Origin of the sequence: Nostoc sp. C117 (assembly GCF_043099735.1) — a bacterium.
In the GTDB taxonomy this organism is placed as follows: Bacteria; Cyanobacteriota; Cyanobacteriia; order Cyanobacteriales; family Nostocaceae; genus Nostoc.
This window is the reverse complement of record NZ_CP170991.1, coordinates 3094842-3119558: the sequence shown is the minus strand read 5'-3', so window position 1 is coordinate 3119558 and position 24717 is coordinate 3094842. Positions and strand designations below refer to the sequence as shown.

Here is a 24717-nt window from a genome sequence, read left to right as displayed (position 1 = left end):
CATTATTCAACATTTCTGGCATAAATATGACTAACACTGTATTTACTTTACCTCGTCCAAAAGGCAATTTTATATTAGGCAACTTGCCAGATTTTGGGAAAGATCCTCTGGGATTTCTCACAAAGTGTACTTATCAATACAGTGATATTGTACCGTTGCGTATGGGTTTCACACCAGTCTTTCTGCTAACTAATCCTGAGCATATTGAACAAGTATTGAGAGACCAGAACTTGTTTATTAGAAGTCGAGCGTTTCGTAGCGCAAAAATGGTAGTAGGTGAAGCCTTATTAACCACTGAAGGAGACACTTGGTTTCGTCAGCGACGTTTAGCCCAACCTCTCTTTCATAATAAACAGATTGCAAGTTATGCAGAGATTATGGTTGCCTCTATCGTAGAAACGATCGATACCTGGCAAGATGGAAAAACTCATGATGTCTATGTGGATATGGGACACATAACCCTAGACATTTTCGTTAAAACAATGCTTAGTCTAGATTTGACTCAGGAAGCTGCTAAAACTTTAGTTTTAACCGTACATGAGGGAGCAAATTGGTTTGAAATTAAGCGTAAGCAAAGTTTTTTGATTCCTAACTGGTTTCCTACTCCAGAAAATATTCGTATTAGAAATGTTGTTAAGCAAACAGATAAAATTATTTATAAAATAATTGCTCAACGACGCATCACTGGTACTAGTAAAGATACAAAAGATTTGCTGTCGATGCTGATGGAGGTTCGTGATGCAGAAGATGGCAGCCAAATGACAGACAAGCAGTTACGAGATCAGATAGCTGGCTTCATGATTGCAGGTCATGAGACCACAACAAGTACATTGTCATGGGCATGGATGCTTTTATCTCAGCATCCTGAAGTACAAACTAAATTGCTTGCGGAGTTAAAAGAAGTACTGGATGGTCGCCTTCCTACTCTCGCTGACTTACCACGCCTACGCTACGCTGAAATGATCGTCAAAGAAACGCTGCGCCTTTACCCAGCTGCACCTATACTCAGTCGTGAATCAACCAAAGACTGCAAAATTGGTGAATATCAAATTACCAAAGGCAGCTATTTTATTTTTGCTCAATGGGTGATGCACCGCAATCCTCGTTATTTTGAAAATCCAGATATCTTCAAACCAGAACGTTGGACTAATGACTTGGAAAAACAACTTCCTAGAGGGTCATATTTTCCCTTTGGAGATGGTGGACACATGTGCATTGGCAAGGCATTTGCTATGATGGAGATGGTATTAACGCTAACAATAATTGCCCCAAAGTTTCAGTTAGAAATTGAACCTAATCACCCTATTGTACCCCAAGCTACGTTTTCGCTAAAACCAAAGTATGGTATTAAAATGATCGTAAAAAAACGCTAAGGTAAGCTGTTACGCATTTAATTTGTACATTTACCTGATGACTGAAAACCCGTCAACAATCAACGATCATCAAGAGTGTTTATATACTTTAGACGCGCATCAGCTTATCTCTTTTTAAAAGAAGTTTAATACACTTTGACCTCTCTCCAAACCTCTCTCCTAAAAGGAGAGAGGCTTTGAATTTTACTCCCCTTCCCTTGCAGGGAAGGGGCTGGGGGTTAGGTCTGTATTGGACTCAACCGAGAAGCACTATAGGCAATCTTCAGTCCTAGTAGTCTGCCACCCCAAAAATGCTACGTGATGGCTGGGGAAAGGGTAAGGGGTAAGGGGTAAGGGATTTGAAACCTTTTCCCCTGCCCCTTATCCCCACTTCGTGGGGGCCCCACCTTCCGCTTTACCCTTTACCCCGCCAAGTGAACTTGGCGAACTACTAGTGAATGAAGCGATCGCACCTACTTTAGACAGAACAGTTATCATAAAACCTATTTTTAACATCGTATTTAGCTGCTGAAAATTCCGAAAATTCTTCCAGAAGTGGGGATTCCCCAATTTTCTCAAAGCCTAAAATCGGTATTTTGCAACGGACATAATTAATTTCTAAATAATAATGGGCAAAATAAGTACCTTGGCAAGCTAAATTTATACTAAATTATGAAAGCGAGCGCTTTGCTTTTGTCTATTAGTGCTGTGACTGTTTGTATTCTTTTTGGTATTAGCTCACGTAGGTATTTTAGCAGCAACCAAAACAAGCTACAGGAAACCTCCAGTAATCAGCAGACTATAAGTCGTGTAACAGCTTTGGGGCGTTTGGAACCTCAAGGAGATATCATCCATCTGTCTGCTCCAGCATCTAACCAGCGTTTGGCTGAACTGCGTGTACAAGAAGGCGATCGGGTTAAAGCTGGGCAAATCATTGCGATTATGGACAACTTTAACCAGTATCAAGCGGCTGTAGAAAATGCTAAAGCGAAAGTGATTGTAGCGCGATCGCGTTTAGCTCAAGTCCAGGCTGGTGAAAAGTTTGGCCAAATTGAAGCCCAACGCAAGAAAGTTGCAGAAATGAAAGCTCAGCTATTTGAGGGCGTGAAAGTTCAGGAAACAATTATTGCTCGTCAGCAAGTGGAACTACTTAAAGCGGAAAATGATTATCAACAGTATAAGACTCTCTCACAACAAGGGGCTGTTTCCGCAGCCGACACAGAAACCAAGCGTTTGCAAGTAGAGATCGAGAAAAAAAAGTTACAGGAAGCAATAGCCAACCTGAGCGAACAAGTTAGTACAGGCTCAGAACGTGTTAAAGAGTCTCAAGCAACTCTGCAAAGTGTCAAGTATGTGAAGCCAACAGATATTCTAGTAGCGAAAGCAGAGTTAAATGAATCGTTGTCTCAATTACGAAAAGCAAAAGTTGACATGGAATCTACCTATGTGCAAGCACCTGTAGCGGGGCAAATTTTAAGTGTCAACGCGAAAGTCGGTGAAGTTATCGGTAGTGGTGGTATTGTTGACATTGGTCAGACACAACAGATGTATGTAATGGCTGAAGTTTACGAAAGCGATATTCAATATATTAAAGTAAATCAGCCCGCAATTATTATCAGCGAGTATGGAGGATTCACTGGCGAAATTAAAGGAATTGTCGATCGCATTGGATTGCAAATTGACAAGCCAGGAATCGTGAATGATGACCCCTCTGCCAGAGCAGATGTGAGAATCGTGAAAGTGAAGATTCGTCTCCATCCCAATGATAGCGAACGAGTGAGAACTTTAAATAAGCTACAGGTAAGAGCATCGATTCAAATTCGTTAAACCAATTCGCAATTCCGTTTGGTTTTGGGGTCTAAATCTCCTTCACAAACGCGCAATTTGGGACTACTACAATATATCGCTAGTGCTGTAAAGGCTGGTAGTCAAGCTGCTGTCAAGGCTATTCTAGATAATAGTGTTACGGTAACGTTATCAAGGCTATTTTCAAAGCTGGGCTATCTTCAGAAGAATCCGGTAGCAAGCCCAGCATAAGAACTCCAGTGCAGCAGACTGACTTAGAGCTGATTCGTAAAGAAAATCTAAAGAGAACAGAGCCTCAGTATATTCAGGTTATAGGCTAAATTAATAACATTAATGTTGTTGTCGATGAGCCGTCTACCAGTAATTGAAAATCCGCAGCGCAAACCCTATCCAAGTGATTTAAGTGATAGCGAATGGTTAATTATCAAGCCTCTTCTGCCAAACCCTAAAGGATTTGGGCATCCTATAGAAGTAGATTTGCGAGAAATTCTCAATGCAATTTTCTACAAACAATCTTGCTAATCGGCTGGTTGGGCTTTTAAACTCTTGCATTAACTTCTATGCAGCTACGTACTTCTTGCATGAAAATTTACCACTTTAAAACCCTCAGAGTCAACACCCTAGGTTTGGACTGGGAAAAGGGGACTGGGGTTCGGGGAAGGAATTAAAACCTTTTCCCTTTTCCCCTTACCCTAAATTATTCAATTTTGGGAGAGACGATGATCCTTAGATTCTTCCTCCCCTGCGTTCCCTGCTCGCCAAAGCGATGGGATCTTTTTTTAGTTGGAAGTCCCATTTACTCCCATTCCATACTTTCAGGAAGCTTCTTATTGAGAAAGCGATCCATACACCGCTCCGCCAAAGCCGCGATGGTTAGCGATGGGTTAGCGCAGGCAGTCGAACCAGGAATCAGAGAACCATCAACAACAAATAAATTAGAGTAGCCGTGGACTTTGCCGTAAGTGTTGCATACAGCACCCATAGTTGCACCACCAAGGGGATGCGCTGTAACACTAAAGTCAAGCGGTGCGCCCAAAGTAGTACCGTTAGCTTGATTTAGCCGTTGGTAGGTATACTGATTAGCTTGGGTAATTTTCTGATTATTGGCTGAGTCTTTCGGCCAAAACAGATTAGCTGATTGCGTAGAAGTATTGTAAGTCAGATAGCCCTCTGGCTTGGCGATCGCAAGGCTAATAGGAGCTAACAGACCTTGTGGAACTATCGGAAAAGGAAATTGCTCAATGACTACTGGAGCAATGGGATTGTCCAAGTGTTCAATTACTACCGATGCTGGTCCACCCAGTGTAGGATTAGTTTGACCAGAAGTGACGATCGTACTCACTCCATCACCGTTAGTTCCCCAAAATTTTCCGACTTGATGGTTCAGGCGGCGCAATGTCCCGTTGTGCTTGGCACGTAAAAGCAATTCGGTAGTCCCAATGGAACCGGCTGCTAAAAACAGATAGCGACAGATAAAGGATTTTTTAGCCAGTACAACTCCCCGCTCATTGATTTGATTGCAGGTAACTCGGTAACGTCCAGCATGATATTCTTCAATCGTGTTTACTACATGTAGGGGTCGGATTTCCACCTTTTTAGTAGCTTCTGCCATGCTGAGATAATTTCGATCTAAGCTCTTTTTCGCACCACTGTTAAGACCGTAGGAAACTTGACCTGCGATCGCAGAAGCAACCTTCTTACCCGCAATTTCTTGGCGAACGATATCCCAATCAACAGCTACATCAAGTTTGTGGGCTTTTAAACCAGCTTTGGCTGCTTGCTCTAATAAAATACGGCTTGCTAAATAGTAATCAGTCTCTAAAATATCATCCGGTATGGAAGATGGTTTGAGGACAGAACGCACCTTTGGATAGTAAACTTTATCGAGTTCCTCATATTTGATGGTGCGTGGAAAAACTTGATAAAAAAGTTCTTGAGTTGGCTGATAACTGACAGCATTGTAGACTAGCGAACCGCCTCCTACCCCCGCCCCACGATAAGCAATAATGCCATCGCCGACCTTAACATCAAAGACACCAGTATAAATATCAATCGGAACTTGGTTGAATGTAACTGTAGTCGGACTTAACCAAGTAGACCGACCATCTGGGTTTTGATATGTAGAGAAAGTATTACCTGCATTGGTGATTGGCCATCGTCGTCCCCGCTCCAATACTATGGTTTTAATTCCAGCTTCACCAAGGCGCAATGCTGCAACTGCTCCACCAAAACCGCTACCAATCACCAGCGCTTCTACACATTCTTCACCACGATAAGTTGCAGAAGAAATCTGAGGCACAGCTATACTTGCAGTTGCTGCCAGTGTTGCTCGAATAAATTGACGACGTTTAATTACGCCTGACATAATTAATTTCCTCTATGAGTTGATTATGCAGCGACACCTGCCATACCAGTTGAAACAACTAGCTGCAATTGATATCTTCAAGGAATTACAGAAGTGACATAGAAATCTGTGTGTTAAACCAAAATAACAGAATAATATTAATAGCTAAAAATTAAGATTTTATTATCACTCGTTTAAGTATAAATTCCCTATAAAACTCCTGTCTGATTCTTGAACAAAATCTTAGATAAAACCCTGGAAAAACGAGCTTTTTAGTCTCAGTATGGTTTCCAATATAACAAACTTTGCAGTTGTTAGCTAAAAGACATCGCAAGTAAAGATGAAATGATCAAATTAGGGTGAAATTATGAAATTTTGGATGAAATAGCAATGCCTGTTTGGATTTGCTGTAGTGTGGCAAAGATTTTCCATCTGCTACCAAAAATAGTCAGCAGAAGTTGAAATATTTCAGTATTTCGATAGGTGATATTGGGATATTTGCAAATCAAGGGAACTGAATTAAATCTATTGGGTTGTTAACAACAATGCCCGTATTTGTTGTAGCTGCTTGTACTCATTGCAATTCCTGGGATTATGAGGTGATGACATTGATTATTGAAATTCCCAGTTTTGAGAATTGGTGTCGAAAAACTCAATTGCTGCATCGAAACCACACTGCAAAAATCTGCTGTATGATTCTTCCGAGCAAAGAATCGATTCGACAAATTGCAGTCAAAAGTTTGAAATTGGTTTCAGTAGCAGCACCTTCTTTGTGGAGCCATTCAATTGTTTCGGCAATTAGTCCATATTTCCAATGGGGAGCAAGCTTTCAATGACAGAAAACACAGCGACTTGATTACCGATATGCCTAACGTTTACCACCAAGCACGGTGGATCGAAGTCGAAGCCAAGCGGAAAGAAGAAGCAATGCCTTCGGCGAGCTTCGCTAACGCACTTTTGCGTTATTGTTGGCTAATGAACAATAATTGTACGTAAATTAGAGACATTTAGTCTATGTTCTCTGTACCTCTGCTGTTGTGGTTGGGTTAACCATAGTGAAACTTACACGTTTACAGTCTCATTTATGGTTAATACCTCACTTAATTAGTCTATAACCCATTTTGTATAAGCTTTATTTTGAGAGAATTATCTATAGCTAAGTTGCTTATTTCTCTTGGTAGATTAAATGAAAATTAAAAAAGATCAAAATAACAATATACATAGCTGAAAACTAAACTTTAAATTGTTAGTTTTATTGTCAACAAACAGAATTCAGGAGTCAGGAGCCAGAATGCGCTAAACGCCCCGCTACCGCTAACAGTTGGGTCTTCTGTACGACACAAGGCGATCGCAGTCCCACAAAATTCATACTAACAAGAAGAAATTATAATATGACACCGACTATTATTGTCCACGGTGGAGCAAAAACCATCACAGACAACAAAGTTGCACCCAATAATGCAGGTTGTACAGCAGCAGCAGAAGCTGGTTGGGCAGTGCTAATTAGTGGAGGTACTGCCGCAGAAGCTGTGGAAGCAGCTACCCGTGTTTTGGAAGCTGACCTGACATTTAACGCTGGTCTTGATGCAACTCTTAACAGCGACAAAGAGGTGGAGTTAGACGCGGCGATTATGGAAGGCTCTTTAAGTTGGAGAGCGATCGCTCCGCCAACGCCAGGGGCAAACGCAGCAGTTCAAGGTATACGTCATCCAATCTCGGTTGTGCGAAAAATGATGGATGAAAAGCCCAGGCTGCTAGTAGCACGGGGTGGAGAATGCTTTGCCAGAGATTGCGGTGCTGAAATGCCCCGCTACGCTAAGTAAATACGTAATTAATAAAACCAAATTCAATCTAAGTTTTCAAGTTTGAATATATAGGCTTATTTTTTCAAGTTAGTGTTACTTGGAAATCCAGGAGACTCATTTTTGATAAACAACTGTATCCATAAGAGGATGCGCTTTTTCGGAGGAGTAGATGAACTCAAAATACGACTTTCATTATTTTCAAGGGAGTACTCTTTCTGATCTGTTTGCTCAAGATATTACAGATACATCTTATGGGTTTATTTTAAATTACCCTGCAACTGCCAGTTGGGCTGCTTATCCCAATCGGAAAAAATATTTTATTCAAGACGGCAGTAGTGAAGCCACTAAAACCTCCTTCGACAAGATTTGTCAGAAGGAACCTTGGAAAAATCTGGCTGTGTTAGGCGATCGCATTCCAGGAATTGTGATTATACCGCCGTCAAAGTCGTTAATTGCATACTGGCAAGAGCATCTCGGCTTCAAGTACTCCAATATTGAAATGATGAATTGCTCAACTTATTTGGATGACCTCAGCCACAGCGAACGCTTCAACAAACTCATTACTTTATTTCCCTTTGATCACCTCAAACCTGAAAAACACGCTGTTCCTCCAGACACTCATTACCATTTACTCAGCAAAGTAATGCTAGACCAACTGGGGGCGCAATGTCCAAAATACGAAATCTACAATCTCCACCAAGTTAATCTCGAAGACATTCAACTACCACAATTCCCATATTTAATTAAAACCTCCCACGGACTCTCAGGAGAAGGCACTTATATCATCAAAAGCCCCAGCGATTTGAACTACTGTTTTGAAGAAATCAAGAAATATCTTGATATTAAGTTGCTCGATACAATTATTGTCTCGGAGTTCGTCAATAATGAAGTGCAGAATTACTGCGTACAATTCTATGTCAACAAGCTAGGAGAGATAGTCCTCATCGGCACTACCAGCCAACTAGTCACTCCGGAAGGAAACTATTTAGGGGTTGCTGAAAAAGAAAGAGAAGCTCACAGGATATAGATTATCTGACCAAAGAAGTATATTCAGGTGCAAGACTTGAGGGTAAAATAGCCCAAAATCCTTGCATAACCGCGACCAGCAGTACACAAGTGTGCTGTTTGTAACCATGTACCGAAAACAGGGGCAAAATCCAATCTCACCAGAGAACTTTGAATTTCCGTTTTCAGGCAAGTTGTCATCAGATAATCGTTGGATTATTCTGGCGAATTTAATACCCTGGGCAGAATTTGAAGAGGAATATTCATCCGGGTTCTCTGTAGAGATGGGAGCGCCAGCAAAGTCATTTCGGATGGCATTAGGGGCATTAATAATCAAAGAAAAACTAGGAATAAGTGATAGAGAGACAGTAGAACAAATCAAGGAAAACCCTTATCTACAGTACTTCATAGGGATGTCATCCTATATTAATGAAGCTCCATTTAATGCATCGATGCTAGTCCATTTTCGTGAAAGAATTAGTGCAGAATTAGTAAACAAAGTAAATCAAGAAACTGTTAAGAGGATACTAGAGACAACATCTTCGACTTTAGCAACTGAATCAATTGAATCAACTGAATCAACTCAAAAAAAAAGGTTCTTCAGCACTTGTTATGCTAAATTGTTAGCCAAAAAGCTTAATAAATAAAAATAATCGTATCAGCTATTGAGAAAAAACTTTGACCTAATTGACTTATAAAGCATATTTGTTGTTAGCTGTAATTACAAGAGAAATATTTTTTTGTGTATTTACAGTCATGAATAGGAAACAAAATATTAAAATCCTAACAGCGCTTCTTGATTTAAAAGATGTGAAAGTTATATCTCATCGGATTCATGAGGGGATAGGAATGATTTTACAAACTGAATCAACAAAATCATACAGTAATTGTCCTCGCTGTGGTACAAAAAGCCATAGATTACATCAAAATCATCGATACGTTGTTAAAGACTTACCTTTTGGAGAAAAGCCAGTATTTTTAGAAATAAATAGGAGACAATTCAAATGTGAAAAATGTGAAAAACCGTTTAGTGAAAAGCTAGATTTTGTAAGTAAGAAAAGAACTTATACAAAACGGCTAGCAGACAAGATAATACAAGATGTTGTAGAAAATGATATTCATAGTGTAGCAAATAAAGGGATAGTGACAACAGAAGAAATAGAAAGAATGTTAAAAGATGCCTCAGAAAAATTATCTGATAACAAACCTGATTTTATAAAAAGGCTTGGAATTGATGAAATAGCTCTAGTTAAAGGCAAGGGTAATTACTGTGCAGTATTAATAGATTTAGATACATCTAAATTAATAACTTTGTTAAGTGGGCGCACACAAGAGGTAGTAAAGAAAACCCTTATAGAGTGGGGAACTGAGGTTTTAGCACGAATTGAGGAAGTGAGTATAGATTTGTGGGTAGGTTACAAAAATGTAGTAACAGAATTAATGCCCAATGCTCAAGTAGTAGCAGATAGATTTCATGTGATGACACAAATCAATAAAGAACTAGATACACAAAGAAAACAAGAGAAGCGGAATCTAGAAGAATTAGTTAAAAAAGCGCAATCATTATCAAAAAAATCTAAGTACGAAAAAGTATTGTCGGGACTAAAAAATAGTAAATACGTTTTATTGAAAAATGAGTCAGACTTAAATGAAGAGCAGATAAACAAACTTTATCAAGTGAAAAATTTATCTCCTATTCTCAAAGAAATGCATGAATTAAAAGAAAAAATTAGAAAGATTTTCAATAAGACAGATAACTGGTATCCGGGAGTTTTTAAACTCGGGATGTGGTTAGCAAAAGCTAAAAAATATTTTCCCAAGAGTAACAATACTATTATCCGTTGGTTTGATGAGATTATTGCTTACTTTGATAATGGGACAACTAGTGGTGTTGTGGAAGGCATTAATAACAAACTTAAGCTAATTAAACGTTCCGGCTATGGATTTAGAAACTTTGATAATTTCCGAGTTAGATGCTTGTTAAATTGGCATTTAAACTATTAGTTAAGCATATTATGTACTGAAGAACCAAAAAAAAAAGAAGAATTAGAAAAAGAAGATAACACGCCAAAAAATCGGGGAGAATTAATATTAGATGCGACTTGTGCGCCAGCAGACATCAGCTATCCAACAGATTTCGAGCTATTGAACCAAGCAAGAAAACAGACAGAACAAATAATAGACCTTCTTTATGAACAGATAAAAGGTACATTAGAGAAAAAACCAAGGACTTATCGGGAAATAGCAAGAATTGACTACTTAGAAGTCGCTAAAAAGCGTCGTGTATCCCAAAAAGATAGGAAAAAAGCGATTAAAAAGCAGCTTCAATATATCAAAAGAAACTTATCTCATATTGACCAGCTAATCAGAACAGGAGCAACTCTAGAAAAACTAAGTACTAGACAATATAAAATGTTGCTTGTAGTTGTAGAAGTTTATCGTCAACAACTATGGTTGTATGAAAATAAAAAACAGAGTATTGATGACCGAATCGTTAGTTTAAGCCAACCACATATCCGTCCAATTGTCCGTGGAAAAGCTGGGAAAGCCGTGGAATTTGGGGCAAAATTATCAGCTAGTTATTTTGATGGATATGTATTTTTAGACCATATTAGTTGGGATAATTTTAATGAATCAGGAGACTTAAAAGCACAAGTAGAAGCATATAAAAATTATACTGGCTATTATCCAGAATCGGTTCATGTAGATAAAATTTATCGCACAAGAGAGAATAGAGCTTGGTGCAAAGAAAGAGGTATTATCATCAGTGGCCCTCCTTTGGGAAGACCACCTGCTAATCTTAGTAAAGAAAAAAAGAAACAAGATTTAGAATCTGAGAAAATTCGTAATTGTATTGAAGGAAAATTTGGGCAAGCTAAAAGAAGGTTTAGCCTCAATCGAGTGATGGCGAAACTTTCCCATACTTCTGAAACTGCAATTGCTATTACTTTTTTAGTGATGAATCTTTCTACTCACCTGTCGCGCGTGTTTTATGCTTTTTTATGTCTATTTTTGAAAACTGCACCTTTTTTGCAGTTTCCTATAACTGAAAGTTATTATTTTCTGAATTAGAGACAACAAAAGCTTATCTTTCATTTTGCTTGAATAACTAGTCAACCCAAAAGAATTGCTTTTTCATACTTTTTCAGCAACCCCTATTTAGGGGGACTAATTGACTACCACAACACTGACATGAGCAAGTTCTTTGAGATGATTGCTGCCATTGGTCAGTATGCTCACAAACAGGGTTATTTCGGTGTGATTGGGTTCGATGTGTTGGAAGATCGAGACGGACAATTTTATGCGATCGATGCCAATTTTCGAGTTAATGGATCAACTCCTCTGTGTTTGCAGCGTCATACTTTACTGGGACTGGGAAAGGAAGTAGCTAAATATTCTAGTGACTACCGTATGGAAGGAACTTTAGATTCAATTTTAGTGACTTTAAAACCAGAACTAGATCGCAAAGACTTGATTATTCTGTCGGCTTTAGAGAAGGTTAAATACGGAAAAATTTACACCGAAATTTATGCGCTCGTTACTGGTGAAACTATCCAGCAAATGCAGCATGTCGAGGATAAATTACAGGATAAGGGATTACAATGGCTCCTTTAAACAGCGCTACTGTTGATATCTATCATTGTCAAGTTTTATTTATCCTATCAAATGAGTTCTTTGCCTAATTTTTAAATTAATTAGCTTTCTATCAGATCAGTTGACTGCTTGATTGGGAATAAGAATCGCATTAGCTGGCCTAGTGGTATGGAGCGTTGCTCTTGAACAAAAACTAAGGGTACAAGCGCAAGCATCCGTAGTAAGCTTGAGATCACAAATAGCCCCAGCAAATCCGCAGCACCAGGGAGAGTTGCTAGAAAGCCACCGACAGTAATACCCATTGCTCCAGTGATACCAGCAATTGCAGCTGCGATCGCAAAATAACTCGACTGATGACCCAACGGTGCTATTCCCATCATCAAATTGTTAGTACACAAATCAATTGCTGCCCACGTTGCGCCAGCTAGTATGTGCAACAAGGGTAGCCAGATCCAAAAAGAAATGCGATCGCTTCCAACCAAGAGCCACAGCAGAGGTGTTACCGCCACTAAAACTCCCACTAATAGTAGTAGTGGACGATTCCCAATTCGGTCGGCCAGTTTGCCCCACAAAAGCAGCATTAGCATATTTGCACCAGTTCCTAAGCCGTGATAAATCGTTACTACACTAATATCTATATCCAGGTTATCCAACATATAGAGGTTAAAGAAGGGATTGCTGACGTTAACAGCAAAGCACCAGATGCTCAGGTAAAGCACAAACTTCAAAAAGTTAGCATCTTTAAGGAAGCTAAAATCTATTCCTTGAGTCTGCAGCTGTGATATGTCTGAATCCCCAACTTTTAAAAGCTGCGGGTTTATATCGGTCATCCAGAACTGACAGCCCACACTGATTAGCCCTAAGATAATTCCTAAAACCAAGACAGTGCCATAACCTTGAAGGGTTCCACCAGGCCAAGCTGATACCGTTAAACCTAGCATTGGCACACCAACAAGGTTAGTCAAGCCGAGAATACTATTGCGAAAGCCGAAATATCGCCCCCGCAACCGTTGAGGTACCAATACAGCTGACCACCCAAGCCAAGGCGCACGACCAAAAGCTTCAATGATATTAGCTACTAAGAGAATTACCAGTGTCAACTGTACTACTTGGTATTCAGTAATACGAGATGAAGTAACCAACCAAATTGCTGGTAAAAGAATCAACCATAGCAGTCGCGACGGGATGAAAATACACATAAAATACCAACGGAAGCTGGTACTTCGGTTTACCAAATACGCTCCCAGTGGTTGGAGCAGATTCACCATCTGAGGGATAGCCGCGAGTACACCAATTTCGACTGGACCAGCACCTAACTTTAGCAAGAAATTACTGAGCAACGCACCGCCGATGATACTATAAAGAACCGCAGCAAAGACACTTTCATAAGTTAGTGCCCTGAGACTTTGGCGAATTTCTGGCTTAGAAATTTTTAGAAACAGTTTTGGAGTAGGGAAAAGTACCGTCTCTGTTAATGCCCTATCCTCTGAGATTTCTTGAATAGGGACAGGGGGAAGAGAACTAGCTTCTACTGAAATATCATCTTCTTGGGACTGAACCATATTATCTAATTAATATTTAAAGAGTTAAATTGTTATAGCTGCTATTAACCAAAATTGGCAAAACTTATATAGCAATTTCCTAACCCATACAAAGTAGATTTTAGCTCTCTCCCCCCTTGCGGGGGTAGTGTTCTTGTACCTCACTCAACCAAGAACCGCTATATAAAATTTAATTAACAAGTTCTAAGAACATTACAATTACTTACTTGTCTAGAAGACTAGTACCGCAAAGCGGAAGTCAAAACTCAAAAGTGTTAGGGAATAAGCTTTTTAGTAATTTGAAATGGTTGCTTTATTTACCTAGTGGCGTAGTAGTCCATAAAAATAGTTGGTTTCATCGGCACGCTAGTAACAAAATAACTAATTTTTAATCGCTAGAACCCTTGATTTTTAAAGCTCTTTAGGGAATGAAAGAGCCCTGGCTTAAAAAGGGGGGAAGTCTCTAAAAGTCCCCCTCTTTAAGGGATATTTAGGGTAATATAAAACGTTTTGCTACTGACCAGAAGACTTTTAAAACATCCTCTAAATAATTAACATATAACTGTGCTTAGGCTTCTATGCAATAAGTCAATTATTTGACATAGGGTTAATACAAATTTTGCTAGAGGCTTTAGTATAAATAAAAATTTAGCAGGTAATTAATTTTTAGGAAAGAGATAATAAGAGAATTTTTATAAAATCATTCTTGAGGATTAATACCTTTATATACGAATATTAAATCTTCGTTTTTGCTAGTATACATAGACAAAAAATACTGCATTTATATAACCAATAGTTAGGGTTGGGTTTGAAAATTAACTTATTTGAGTAGTCTTTTTAGATAATGTGGAGAAAAATTTGCCAGATACGCTGTTTGTCTATTTACCTCCTAATTCCAGATATGCTAAATAACTAATCTAAGACTAATTGCATAAGTCTTGAGAAAAGTATTTTACTCTTAATTTCTATCGTAAGGTATCATTGCTCATCCTAGTAGTCTGCCAACCCAAAAATGCGCTTGTGAGGTCTGGGGAAAGGGGAAAGGTGAAAGGGTAAGGGATTTAAAACCTTTCCCCCTGCCCCTTATCCACACTTCGTGGGGGCCCCACCTGCCGCCTTTCCCTTTACCCCGCCAAGTTCACTGGGCGAACTACTAGCCTATAAATCTTGGAAACACAAGGGTTTCGTTTTCTTGTAATTTGCGATCGCCTGTGATCGATTACCTATTTTCTTGGGTTTACCCTTCGCGATCGGGCAATTCCCTCCAGTACATTGAGTATTTATACTTACATAATCAGCCCAATTGTTTTTTAAGCGATGCCTACGGCGGCCTGCGCCTACGACTCTCCCTGAAAAAGTAGTTATTTTATACTACATTTTGAATGTTCAGAATGGGGGTTAATACTCTATTTATTTCCAAATGAGAATTGCTGGGGCTGGTTAATTATTATTTATTAACTGTCTTAACTGTCTTAACTGTCTTAACTGTCCATTTAACTAACTTAAACTGCTATTGCATTTTATTGATAAACCTGAGATTATCTTTGTTATTAAAATAATTGTGAAAAACAATAAAATAAAAAGACTTATACTTTTCATTAGGCTAAATAACTTTTATTGCCATTTATAATCTTTAACTGGCAAAAAAACGAGGGTGATTAAAATGAACGAAATCGTTAAAAAGCTTGCTGGGCTGGGACTTCCTGGCGTAATTCTCGTGATTCTAACGGTTGCATCAGGAGGTAGTTCCGCTGCCGTTGCAGCTACCCTTACAGCATTAGGGGGTCCGTTTGGTATCGTCGGAGGTATAGCTCTACTTGGTCTAATAACTGTTGCAGGAGATGCTGTAGCCGGATATGGAATAGAAGCCATTCTCAAGGCTATCTATGAAGAACGAAGCAAAACTGAATCCGTGACATTTCTCCTCAATGAAATTAAAGATTTACCAATTACAGAAGAGCTAAAACTCAAACTGAAAAATCAACTGAGGCCAGAAAATAGTACTGATGCCCAAAAGGTTGAGATTCCAAAAGTAGTTGAAATTGTTGAGTAATAAATTATAACTTCTCAATAGGTAGGCGCTGGAAAAGAGGGGAGAGTTTTTATTAACTCACTGTTACCTGATGTCAAACTACTGTTAATCAAAGAACAGTATATCGATTGAAAGGTTTTTGGCATAAAAAAGGAATGCTGTTCGATGACACCTGCGGTGAGATATTAGAATTCATCGATCTGAAACCGTTAAATCGATGTTTTATCATGCGGCTAAAAATATACATCAGATTCTTTTGATTCCTTATTTTAAGACTGATTGAGATGCTTTTACTATCGCATAATTTTCTTTCATCTAGAAATGATTACTGAAAATCAGTTTTATGAATACACAAGATTTATTAAAACACATCTCTAAACAGAAAATTGTTATTACAGCTACGTTTACAAGTGAACCAATTGAGGATTCCCTGTCGTATTGGTTTCAAGAAATAGAAGTCCCTTATTCAATAGAGTTTGCTCCTTACAATCAAATATTTCAAGAACTGCTTAATCCAGCCAGCCTTCTGTCTAACAATCAAAACGGAGTCAATGTAGTTCTGGTTAGGTTTGAGGATTGGGAAGAAACTAAGAATCGTCTGCAATTAACAGTTGACGATTATCTAAAAGAACAAATTTTTGGCGATCGCTTACGCCACACCTTACCAAATCACTTAGAAATAGCTCACCTTAACCAGTACGAAACCGAGTATCTATATCAAGAGATTTTTAGCGATCGCGTCTATTTAAAGCATGGAATTGTCTTCAATGAAGATGACTGCATAATCGATGTGGGAGCGAATATTGGTCTATTCACCTTATTTGCTCAACAAAAATCCCCAAAAGGGACTATTTATGCTTTTGAACCTGCGCCCCACGCCTTTGATAAGTTACAGATTAATGCCAAGCTCTACTGTCAAAATACCCATCTTTTTAACTGTGGATTAGGTGGTGAACGCGCAGAAGAAACCTTCACTTTCTACCCTCACTCCTCAGTTTTCTCAAGTTTTGCAGCTGATACAGAGCAAGATGAAAAAGCTATTCGCTCAGTCATTATTAATATGCTGCAACGCGATAATTCTCTGGATCAAGAGTCATTAGAACGCCTAGCTGATGAATTCCTCAAGGATAGGCTAGAGCGAGAAATATATCAAGCTCAATTGCGAACTCTTTCAGAAATTATCGAAGAGTATAAGATTGAAAAAATTGATTTACTGAAACTAGATGCTGAAAAAAGCGAGTTAGCAATTCTCCAAGGAATTAAAGACCATCACTGGTCACTGATTAAACAAATAGTTATGGAAGTGCATGACCAAGAAGGCAGTACAATTAAACACGTCATGCGTTTGCTTGAAGACAAAGGCTTCCAATTTGTTGTCGATGAAGAGTCTCTCCTGCACGGTTCTGGACTGTTTAATATTTACGCTACTCGCCCCAAGCTGAAGCAAAGCTCAGCATCACAGCAATTTGAAAAAAATCCAGTCCAACTAGAGCAAACCGTTAAGGATTTTGGTAGTGCTTTGAAAACTGCAACAACGCGATCGCCAATTCCTTACTTGGTCTGTATCTGTCCTCCCTCTCCAACAACAGATGCAGCAAATAACACTTTACATGAGAGAATGCAGGAACTGTTAGCAGCCGATCTCAAAGATGTTAGTGGTATGTATCTGATAAAAAGTCAAGAATTGACCAGTACTTACCCCGTAAAAGAGTACTATGACCCCTACGGTGACGAACTAGGGCATATTCCTTACACGCCGACCTTTTTCTGTGCCTTGGGGACAATACTGGCGCGGAAAATCTTTGCTTTGCAAAGCTCTCCTCATAAGGTGATTGCCCTTGATTGCGACCATACATTATGGAGTGGTATTTGTGGAGAGGATGGAGTTGGAGGAGTCAAAATCAATCCACCCTATAGAACGCTCCAAGAATTTATCATCGCCCAGCAAGCAGCAGGAAAGTTGATCTGTTTGTGTAGCAAGAATGAACAAGAGGATGTATTTGCAGTCTTTGACCAACATCCAGATATGGTGCTTAAGCGCCATCATCTAGTCAACTGGCGCATTAACTGGGAATCGAAATCGGAGAATCTGAAAGCTTTAGCTACTGAACTACAACTGAGTTTAGATAGCTTCATCTTCATAGATGACAATCCAATTGAGTGTGCTGAAGTTAGAGCAAACTGTCCAGAAGTCCTGACATTACAACTTCCAGAACAACCCGATCGCATCCCGCAATTTTTAGAGCATTATTGGGCTTTCGACCAACTCCAAACCACCCAAGAAGACCAACAAAGAACTAATCTCTATCAACAGAATGTCCAGCGCCAGTTTTTGCAACAGGATTCTCTCTCCTTTAGCGATTTCCTCGCCCAACTGAACTTAGAAATTGAGATTTCGCCAATGCAAAACCAGCAACTTTCACGGGTTGCTCAACTTACCCAACGCACCAATCAGTTTAACCTCACAACAATCCGACGGTCTGAGGCTGAAATTCAACAACTTTGTAATTTAGAAAGTTTAGAGTGTCGGGTAGTCAAGGTAAAAGACCGCTTTGGAGATTATGGCTTAGTCGGTCTGCTCTTGTTTGAATCTCAAGAAAATGCACTATCTGTAGATACATTTTTGCTTAGTTGTCGGGTACTTGGTCGGGGTGTAGAGCATAAAATGCTTGCCTATTTGGGAACTCTTGCTCAAGAAAGAGGATTGGAACGAGTCGAGCTTTTCTATAGACCTACAAAGAAGAATCAACCAGCTTGGGATTTTCTGGTTAGTATTGGTAGACAATTTCAGCAGGAGAAAGATGGCGGTTGGTTATTTGAGTTTCCATCTCAAACCGCATCCGAAAGCAATTTATTACACATATCCGATATGGATACCGTAGTTAAAGAGGCTAATGGAAGTCTAAGAAAAACAGCCTCGTCCGAATCGAATAAAGTACTTATATCCGATACAGATACCGTAGACAAAGAAGCTATAAGAGCAACCTCGTCCGAATCGAATAAAGTACTTATATCCGATACAGATACCGTAGATAAAGAAGCTATAAAAGCAACCTCGTCCGAATCCGACAAAGTACTTATATTAGACAGATTTACCGTAGATAGAAATCCCAATCAAGAACCAAAATCTGATAGATCGGTAAAAATAGCCTCCTTTGCAGACTTCTTTGAGCGCATTGCTCGGAATCTCTACAGTCCCGAACTCATCCTCAAAGAGATTACATCCCGACAACAGCGCCAACGTCCTCAGTTAGATATAGAATTTGTTGCTCCTCGCACTCCTATAGAGGAGGCGATCGCACATTTATTTGCAGAAGCCCTCAAACTAGACAAAGTAGGTATTGACGATAACTTCTTTGAACTAGGTGGCGACTCGATTCGAGGAGCGATTCTGATTAATAAATTGCAAGCACAACTCAACGAGATCATTCATTTTCTTGTTCTATTTGATACCAAGACAGTTGCTAAACTAGCAGCTTACATAGAAGAACACTATCCACAAACAGCAGCAAAACTCCTGGGTAAGGAAATAACTGCAATTAGTGAACTACCACAAGAGCGTATTGATGAAGCTAAAGTTTTGCAAATGCGATCGCTTATTCCCTCCATTGCTCCCCCAATAGATGACGCAATCAAAAACCCGCCAGCTATCTTTATCCTCTCGCCTCATCGTAGCGGTTCTACCTTACTGCGCGTCATCCTGGGGGGAAATCCGCAGTTGTTCGCGCCTCCAGAATTGGAATTGCTGACGTTCAATACACTTGGGGAACGAAAAGCAGCATTTTCTGGACGTTACAGCTTTTGGGCGGAAGGGACAATTCGCACAATTATGCAAATCCGTGGGTGTAGTCCAGAAGAGGCGATCGCACTTATGGAAGAATTAGAAGCGAAAAATCTTACTACTAAGCAGTTCTACCAACTCATACAGCAATGGCTGGGCGATAAAATCTTGGTAGATAAGACCCCCTCCTACTCCATAGATTTAGAGACCCTTAAACGAGCGGAAATAAACTTCCAAAACCCACTCTACATACACCTTGTGCGTCATCCTTATGCAACGATGCGCTCTTATGAAGAAGCTAGAGTAGAGCAAACATTTCCCTATCAACATCCCTTCAATAGGCGAGAACTCGCTGAACTCGTTTGGCTAATTAGCCATCAAAATATTCTCGAATTCCTACAACAAGTTCCCCAAGAACGCCAGTATCAAGTCAAATTTGAAGACATAGTTAGCCAACCGCAGACAAGTGTTGAGGGCTTATGTCAATTTTTAGGGGTGGAGTTCCATCCTGATATGCTGCAACCATACAAAGAGAAAAAGCAGCGTATGACCGATGGGATTTATGCCCAGTCTAGAATGGTAGGGGATGTGAAATTCCATGAACATCAGGGTATTAATGCTAGCACCGCAGATAGTTGGAAGCAGTATTACAGCACTGACTTCTTAAGTGATGTAGCTTGGCGAGTAGCAGAGTCTTTGGGATATCAAAGAAATAACCGTGCTATTGCGAAAGTTCGTCGGGGAAATCAAACAGAATCTCAGACTTTCCCTGTTTCTTTCGCCCAGCAACGCCTATGGGTTTTGGCGCAATTGGAGCCGGACAACCCTTTCTACAATATGTTTAAGGCTGTTCGTCTTAACGGGCGTATAGATATAGAAGTTTTAGAACGCAGCCTCAACGAGATTATCCGTCGTCACGAAGTTTTACGCACTACTTTTAGTGCGGTGGAGGGAACGCCTGTACAAGTAATTGCTCCCCACGCAACTATGAAACTCTCGGTTGTAGACTTGCAAGGTTTGTCAGGACAAGAACAGTCAGAACAATTGCAATGCTTGGCAACTCAGGATCAATTGCAACCTTTTGATCTCAGTAGAGGATTGTTGCTGCGAGTGACTTTGGTACGGTTAAATAACGAACCGCAAAGACACGGAGAACACAGAGAAAGAGAGAAAGATTCTCAAATTTGGTTGACTCAGCAAGGTGTGCAACTCAATTCGGAGTCTTATGCTTTGTTATTGACCATGCACCACATTATCGGTGATGGTTGGTCAATGGGAGTATTTATTAAAGAATTGTCGAGTTTATATCAAGCTTTCTTGGTTGGCGATTCTTCTCCCCTCCCACAACTACCGATTCAATACGCAGATTTTACGATTTGGCAACGCCAATGGTTGCAAGGAAAAGCACTACAAACTTCAATCAATTACTGGAAGCAACAATTAGCAGACGCACCACCTCTTTTGGAACTACCTACGGATAGGCCTCGTCCCTCTGTACAAACTTTCCGAGGTTGGTGTTTTTCCTTCCAGCTAGATGCAAAACTGACGGCATCGCTGAAAGAACTCAGCCACAAGTCAGGAACTACCTTATTTATGACCTTGATGGCGGCTTATGCGACTCTACTATTCCGTTACAGTGGTCAGCAAGATATTTTGCTAGGAACACCGATCGCTAGTCGCAACCATCAAGATATAGAAGGATTAATTGGCTTTTTTGTCAATACCTTGGTGATGCGAACTCGACTAGAAAATAATCCGAGTTTCTCAAAGTTACTAACGCAAGTACGTTCTACTTGCATGGATGCCTACGCCAACCAAGACGTTCCTTTTGAGCAGATTGTTGAAGCTTTGCAAATAGAGCGCAGTCTCAGCCACAGTCCCCTGTTTCAGGTGATGTTTGCATTGCAGAATACCCTAATGGAGCAATTAGAAACGCCTGAATTAGCTGTTACTCCTCTACATCTAGATAACGTTAATGCCAAGTTTGACCTCACATTACAAATGTGGGAACAAGATAACTGCTTACAAGGGTTTTGGCAATACAACACCGATTTATTTGATGAAGATAGAATCATTCGCATGACTGGTCATTTCCAGACATTATTAGCGGGAATTGTGGCGAATCCTCAAGCATCAGTAGGTACATTGCCATTGCTAACTGAGCGTGAACGTCATCAATTGCTATTGGAATGGAATGATACTCACATACCATATCCCGATACTAAATGTATCCATCAAGTGTTTGAGGAACAGGTAGAAGAAACACCAGATGCGATCGCAGTGGTGTATGAGGATGAGTCACTGACATATCGGGAATTGAGCGATCGCGCCAATCAATTAGCGCATTATCTACAAAGCTTGGGAGTCGGAACAGAAGTACTAGTGGGGATTTGCGTTGAGCGATCGCTCGAAATGATTATCGGCATCCTCGCCATCCTCAAGGCAGGTGGTGCTTATGTTCCCTTTGATCCAGCCTATCCCCAAGAACGCTTGGCTTATATGTTCCAAGACACAGGGGTATCGGTGCTGCTCATTCAACAGCAGTTGATAGGATTACTACCCCCAAACTCAGCTAAGGTCGTTTGTTTAGACACAAATTGGGAAATTTTCAACCAATACAGCCAACAGAACCTCAAGACAGATGTGACACCAGACAACCTAACTCACATCATGTACACCTCTGGTTCAACAGGTATACCCAAGGGTGTCTGCATTATCCACAGAAATGTCGTTCGGTTAGCTAAGGGAACAAACTTTGCATCATTAACACCACAAGAAGTATTTCTGCAACTTGGCCCCCTTTCCTTCGATGCCTCAACACTAGAAATTTGGCCCTGTCTCCTGAATGGAGCCAAGCTCATCCTAATGCCTAGCCAAAAGCCATCCTTAGAAGAGTTGGGTGAAATCATCCAGCGCTATCAGGTGAGTATTCTCTGGCTGACAGCCAGTTTATTCCATCTGATGGTAGATGAAAGATTGCACGATTTACAACCTGTGCATCAATTGATGAGTGGAGGTGATGTATTATCTGTAGCTCACGTCCAAAAAGTCCTGCGAGAACTCCCCAATTGTCAATTTATCAATGGCTACGGCCCTACGGAAAATACTGTATTTACCACTTGCTTTACTGTATCGGCTGAAAGTCGAATTGATAAATCAATTCCTATCGGTCGTGTCATTGGTAATACACAAGTCTATATATTAGACTCCAATCTCCAAGCTGTACCCATCGGGGTTTGGGGCGAAATGTGTGTTGGTGGTGCTGGTTTAGCCAGGGGCTACTGGAATCGTCCTGAACTGAATCAGCAAAAATTTATTCCCAATCCTTTTGGGCATACGAATGCCGATCGCCTGTATAAAACAGGAGATTTAGTTCGCTACTTACCTGACGGTAATATTGAATTTTTTAGTCGCATTGATAACCAAGTTAAAATCCGTGGTTTCCGAATTGAGCTTGCAGAAATTGAGGTGATTTTAACTCAACACCCCCAAGTACGGGATGCCGTTGTGATTGCTAGGGAAGATCAGCCAGGAATTAAAAATTTGGCAGCATACTTAATCCCCGAAGGAAAACAGCCAATTAGTAACGAGTTGCGATCGTTCCTTAAAGAAAAGCTTCCCGACTATATGATTCCTGCATCCTTCACAGTTCTGGAGGTATTGCCAATTACGCCCAATGGCAAGGTAGACCGTCGTGCCTTACCAGTACCAGAGTTGGAGTTAAATGACAAAACTAGCTTTGTCTCTCCCCGCACCGACGTTGAAAAAATCTTGGTAAAAATTTGGCAAGATGTTTTACGATTAAAACAAGTTTGTATTCACGACAACTTTTTTGAATTGGGTGGGGATTCCATTATTGGAATCCAAATTATCGCCAAAGCGAATCAAGCTGGATTAAAACTAACTCCAAAACAGCTATTTCAGCACCAAACCATTGCTGAATTAGCTGCTGTAGCTGTGACAACTACCTCTAAGGAGGCAGAACAGGGCTTAGTTAAGGGCATTGTTCCCTTAACACCGATTCAGCATTGGTTCTTTGAGCGAAATTTACCCGAACCCCATCACTTTAACCAATCTGTTCTGCTAGAAGTTCCGCCAAATATCCAACCGGAATTACTAGAGCAAGTATTACAAAAGCTGGTGTACCATCACGATGCTTTACGGCTGCGATTTGTGCAGCAAGCAGCGCAATGGCAACAGTACAACAGTGATGTGTGCAATGCAATATCTTTAGCAATTGCTGATTTATCCAACCTGACTCAAGCAGAACAATCAAAAGCCATTGAGTTAAAGGCAGATGAAATACAGCGATCGCTAAATTTAGCAGATGGGCCGTTGCTGCGGGTTGTACTATTTAACTTAGGCAAATCTTCCCCTAAACGGTTGCTCATCGTCATTCATCACTTGGCTGTAGATGGGATTTCCTGGCGGATTTTGCTGGAAGATTTATCTGGGGCATACAAACAGTTAGATAGTGGGAACAACATCCAACTCCCTGCAAAAACAACTTCCTTCAAAGATTGGGCAATCCGATTGCAGGATTATGCCAGTACTCAAGGACTGCACTCAGAGCTAGATTACTGGCTGCACTCAAGGTCATTCACAGTTGCTCCTTTACCATTAGATTATCCTGCTGTTGCCTCAGAAAACACTGTCGGTTCAAGTCAGATTGTCTCTATATCCTTGAGTGCAGAACAGACTCGCGTTCTGTTGCAGGATGTCCCTGGAGCTTACAACACCCAGATTAACGATGTGCTATTGACTGCATTAGTGCAAAGTTTTGCTGGATGGACAGGCTATGACTTTCTACTGATTGAATTAGAAGGTCACGGACGGGAAGACTTATTTGAGGATGTAGATTTGTCCCGCACAGTAGGCTGGTTTACCAGTTTATTCCCCGTTTGCTTAAAACTTGGAAGTCTTCACCATCCTGGAGAGGCTCTCAAGTCAGTGAAAGAGCAACTGCGAGGCATTCCCAACCGAGGTATTGGCTATGGCATCCTGCGGTATCTGAGCATGGATGCAACCATAAACAAGCAACTTGAACTGTTCCCTCAAGCTCAAGTGAGCTTCAACTATTTGGGTCAATTCGACCAAACGCACCTAGCACCCCTTGGTTGGAAATATGCCCAAGAGTCTAGCGGTTCTATTCACAGTTCCAAAGGACAGCGCCGCCATTTGTTGAATGTGAATGGATTAGTCATTGAAGGTAGATTGCATCTGGAGTGGAAATATAGCGAAGCTTTCCATCACCAGACTACTGTAGAAAATTTGGCTACCAACTATGTGAAAGTCTTAGAAGCTATTATTGACCACTGCTTATCCCCAGAAGCAGGAGGTTATACCCCTTCAGATTTCCCAGAAGTTGGTTTAAGCCAAGAAGCGTTGGACGAACTGCTAGCAGAAATTGAATGAAGTTATTGACAACTCATCTCTATTAAGAGAAGACGTGTCCTC

9 protein-coding genes and 6 pseudogenes are annotated in these 24717 nt (G+C 40.3%); 13 read left to right on the top strand and 2 right to left on the bottom strand.

Annotation, left to right across the window (positions count from 1 at the left end; genetic code table 11):
- Positions 1 to 26: 26 nt before the first annotated feature.
- The 3 genes and pseudogenes from ACFG4S_RS13690 to ACFG4S_RS13680 all read left to right on the top strand — a co-directional run.
- Complete coding sequence (locus tag ACFG4S_RS13690) at positions 27 to 1373, top strand: cytochrome P450 (protein ID WP_392535312.1); 1347 nt, start codon at positions 27 to 29, stop codon at positions 1371 to 1373.
- A 651-nt stretch (positions 1374 to 2024) separates the two neighbouring features.
- Positions 2025 to 3179: an HlyD family efflux transporter periplasmic adaptor subunit gene (locus ACFG4S_RS13685; RefSeq protein WP_392535311.1), complete on the top strand. Its 1155-nt coding sequence runs from the start codon at positions 2025 to 2027 to the stop codon at positions 3177 to 3179.
- A 324-nt stretch (positions 3180 to 3503) separates the two neighbouring features.
- A pseudogene (locus ACFG4S_RS13680) lies at positions 3504 to 3671 on the top strand (transposase); the annotation flags it as partial.
- Between the two features lie 283 nt (positions 3672 to 3954).
- Here ACFG4S_RS13680 and ACFG4S_RS13675 read toward each other — a convergent pair.
- A complete protein-coding gene (locus tag ACFG4S_RS13675; RefSeq protein ID WP_392535310.1) occupies positions 3955 to 5523 on the bottom strand; it encodes a GMC oxidoreductase in 1569 nt (522 codons plus the stop codon).
- Between the two features lie 524 nt (positions 5524 to 6047).
- On the opposite strand from ACFG4S_RS13675, the gene ACFG4S_RS13670 reads away from it, so the two are divergent.
- The 8 genes and pseudogenes from ACFG4S_RS13670 to ACFG4S_RS13635 form a co-directional block, all read left to right on the top strand.
- Positions 6048 to 6338 carry a hypothetical protein gene (locus ACFG4S_RS13670; protein ID WP_392536162.1) on the top strand — a complete coding sequence of 97 codons (291 nt, stop codon included), beginning with the start codon at positions 6048 to 6050 and terminating at the stop codon, positions 6336 to 6338.
- A pseudogene (locus ACFG4S_RS13665) lies at positions 6298 to 6498 on the top strand (hypothetical protein); the annotation flags it as partial. The gene ACFG4S_RS13670 and the pseudogene ACFG4S_RS13665, both read left to right, overlap by 41 nt.
- A gap of 395 nt (positions 6499 to 6893) precedes the next feature.
- Entirely contained in the window at positions 6894 to 7325 is a 432-nt protein-coding gene (locus ACFG4S_RS13660; protein ID WP_392535309.1) for an isoaspartyl peptidase/L-asparaginase, read from the top strand.
- 151 nt (positions 7326 to 7476) lie between these two features.
- Positions 7477 to 8298 (top strand): annotated as a pseudogene (locus tag ACFG4S_RS13655) (carbamoylphosphate synthase large subunit); the annotation flags it as partial.
- Between the two features lie 142 nt (positions 8299 to 8440).
- Positions 8441 to 8836, top strand: a pseudogene (locus tag ACFG4S_RS13650) (transposase); the annotation flags it as partial.
- A 232-nt stretch (positions 8837 to 9068) separates the two neighbouring features.
- Entirely contained in the window at positions 9069 to 10316 is a 1248-nt protein-coding gene (locus tag ACFG4S_RS13645; RefSeq protein ID WP_392530245.1) for an ISL3 family transposase, read from the top strand.
- Positions 10317 to 10334: 18 nt separating this feature from the next.
- Positions 10335 to 11384: pseudogene (locus ACFG4S_RS13640) on the top strand (IS5 family transposase); the annotation flags it as partial.
- 84 nt (positions 11385 to 11468) lie between these two features.
- A pseudogene (locus tag ACFG4S_RS13635) lies at positions 11469 to 11927 on the top strand (carbamoylphosphate synthase large subunit); the annotation flags it as partial.
- An 80-nt stretch (positions 11928 to 12007) separates the two neighbouring features.
- On the opposite strand, the gene ACFG4S_RS13630 reads toward ACFG4S_RS13635, so the two are convergent.
- A complete protein-coding gene (locus ACFG4S_RS13630; RefSeq protein WP_392535308.1) occupies positions 12008 to 13468 on the bottom strand; it encodes an MFS transporter in 1461 nt (486 codons plus the stop codon).
- Positions 13469 to 15110: 1642 nt separating this feature from the next.
- Between ACFG4S_RS13630 and ACFG4S_RS13625 the strand changes: the two genes are divergently transcribed.
- Positions 15111 to 15500 carry a hypothetical protein gene (locus ACFG4S_RS13625; protein ID WP_392535307.1) on the top strand — a complete coding sequence of 130 codons (390 nt, stop codon included), beginning with the start codon at positions 15111 to 15113 and terminating at the stop codon, positions 15498 to 15500.
- Between the two features lie 322 nt (positions 15501 to 15822).
- The gene (locus ACFG4S_RS13620) at positions 15823 to 24675 is read left to right on the top strand and encodes an amino acid adenylation domain-containing protein (RefSeq protein ID WP_392535306.1); all 8853 of its coding nucleotides are present in this window, start codon (positions 15823 to 15825) and stop codon (positions 24673 to 24675) included.
- Positions 24676 to 24717: the final 42 nt, after the last annotated feature.

Excerpts from the sequence above, each read along its gene's own strand:
- ACFG4S_RS13690 (WP_392535312.1), top strand. The coding sequence starts at position 27 with ATGACTAACACTGTATTTACTTTACCTCGTCCAAAAGGCAATTTTATA.
- ACFG4S_RS13685 (WP_392535311.1), top strand. The coding sequence starts at position 2,025 with ATGAAAGCGAGCGCTTTGCTTTTGTCTATTAGTGCTGTGACTGTTTGT.
- ACFG4S_RS13675 (WP_392535310.1), bottom strand. The coding sequence starts at position 5,523 with ATGTCAGGCGTAATTAAACGTCGTCAATTTATTCGAGCAACACTGGCA.
- ACFG4S_RS13670 (WP_392536162.1), top strand. The coding sequence starts at position 6,048 with ATGCCCGTATTTGTTGTAGCTGCTTGTACTCATTGCAATTCCTGGGAT.
- ACFG4S_RS13660 (WP_392535309.1), top strand. The coding sequence starts at position 6,894 with ATGACACCGACTATTATTGTCCACGGTGGAGCAAAAACCATCACAGAC.
- ACFG4S_RS13645 (WP_392530245.1), top strand. The coding sequence starts at position 9,069 with ATGAATAGGAAACAAAATATTAAAATCCTAACAGCGCTTCTTGATTTA.
- ACFG4S_RS13630 (WP_392535308.1), bottom strand. The coding sequence starts at position 13,468 with ATGGTTCAGTCCCAAGAAGATGATATTTCAGTAGAAGCTAGTTCTCTT.
- ACFG4S_RS13625 (WP_392535307.1), top strand. The coding sequence starts at position 15,111 with ATGAACGAAATCGTTAAAAAGCTTGCTGGGCTGGGACTTCCTGGCGTA.
- ACFG4S_RS13620 (WP_392535306.1), top strand. The coding sequence starts at position 15,823 with ATGAATACACAAGATTTATTAAAACACATCTCTAAACAGAAAATTGTT.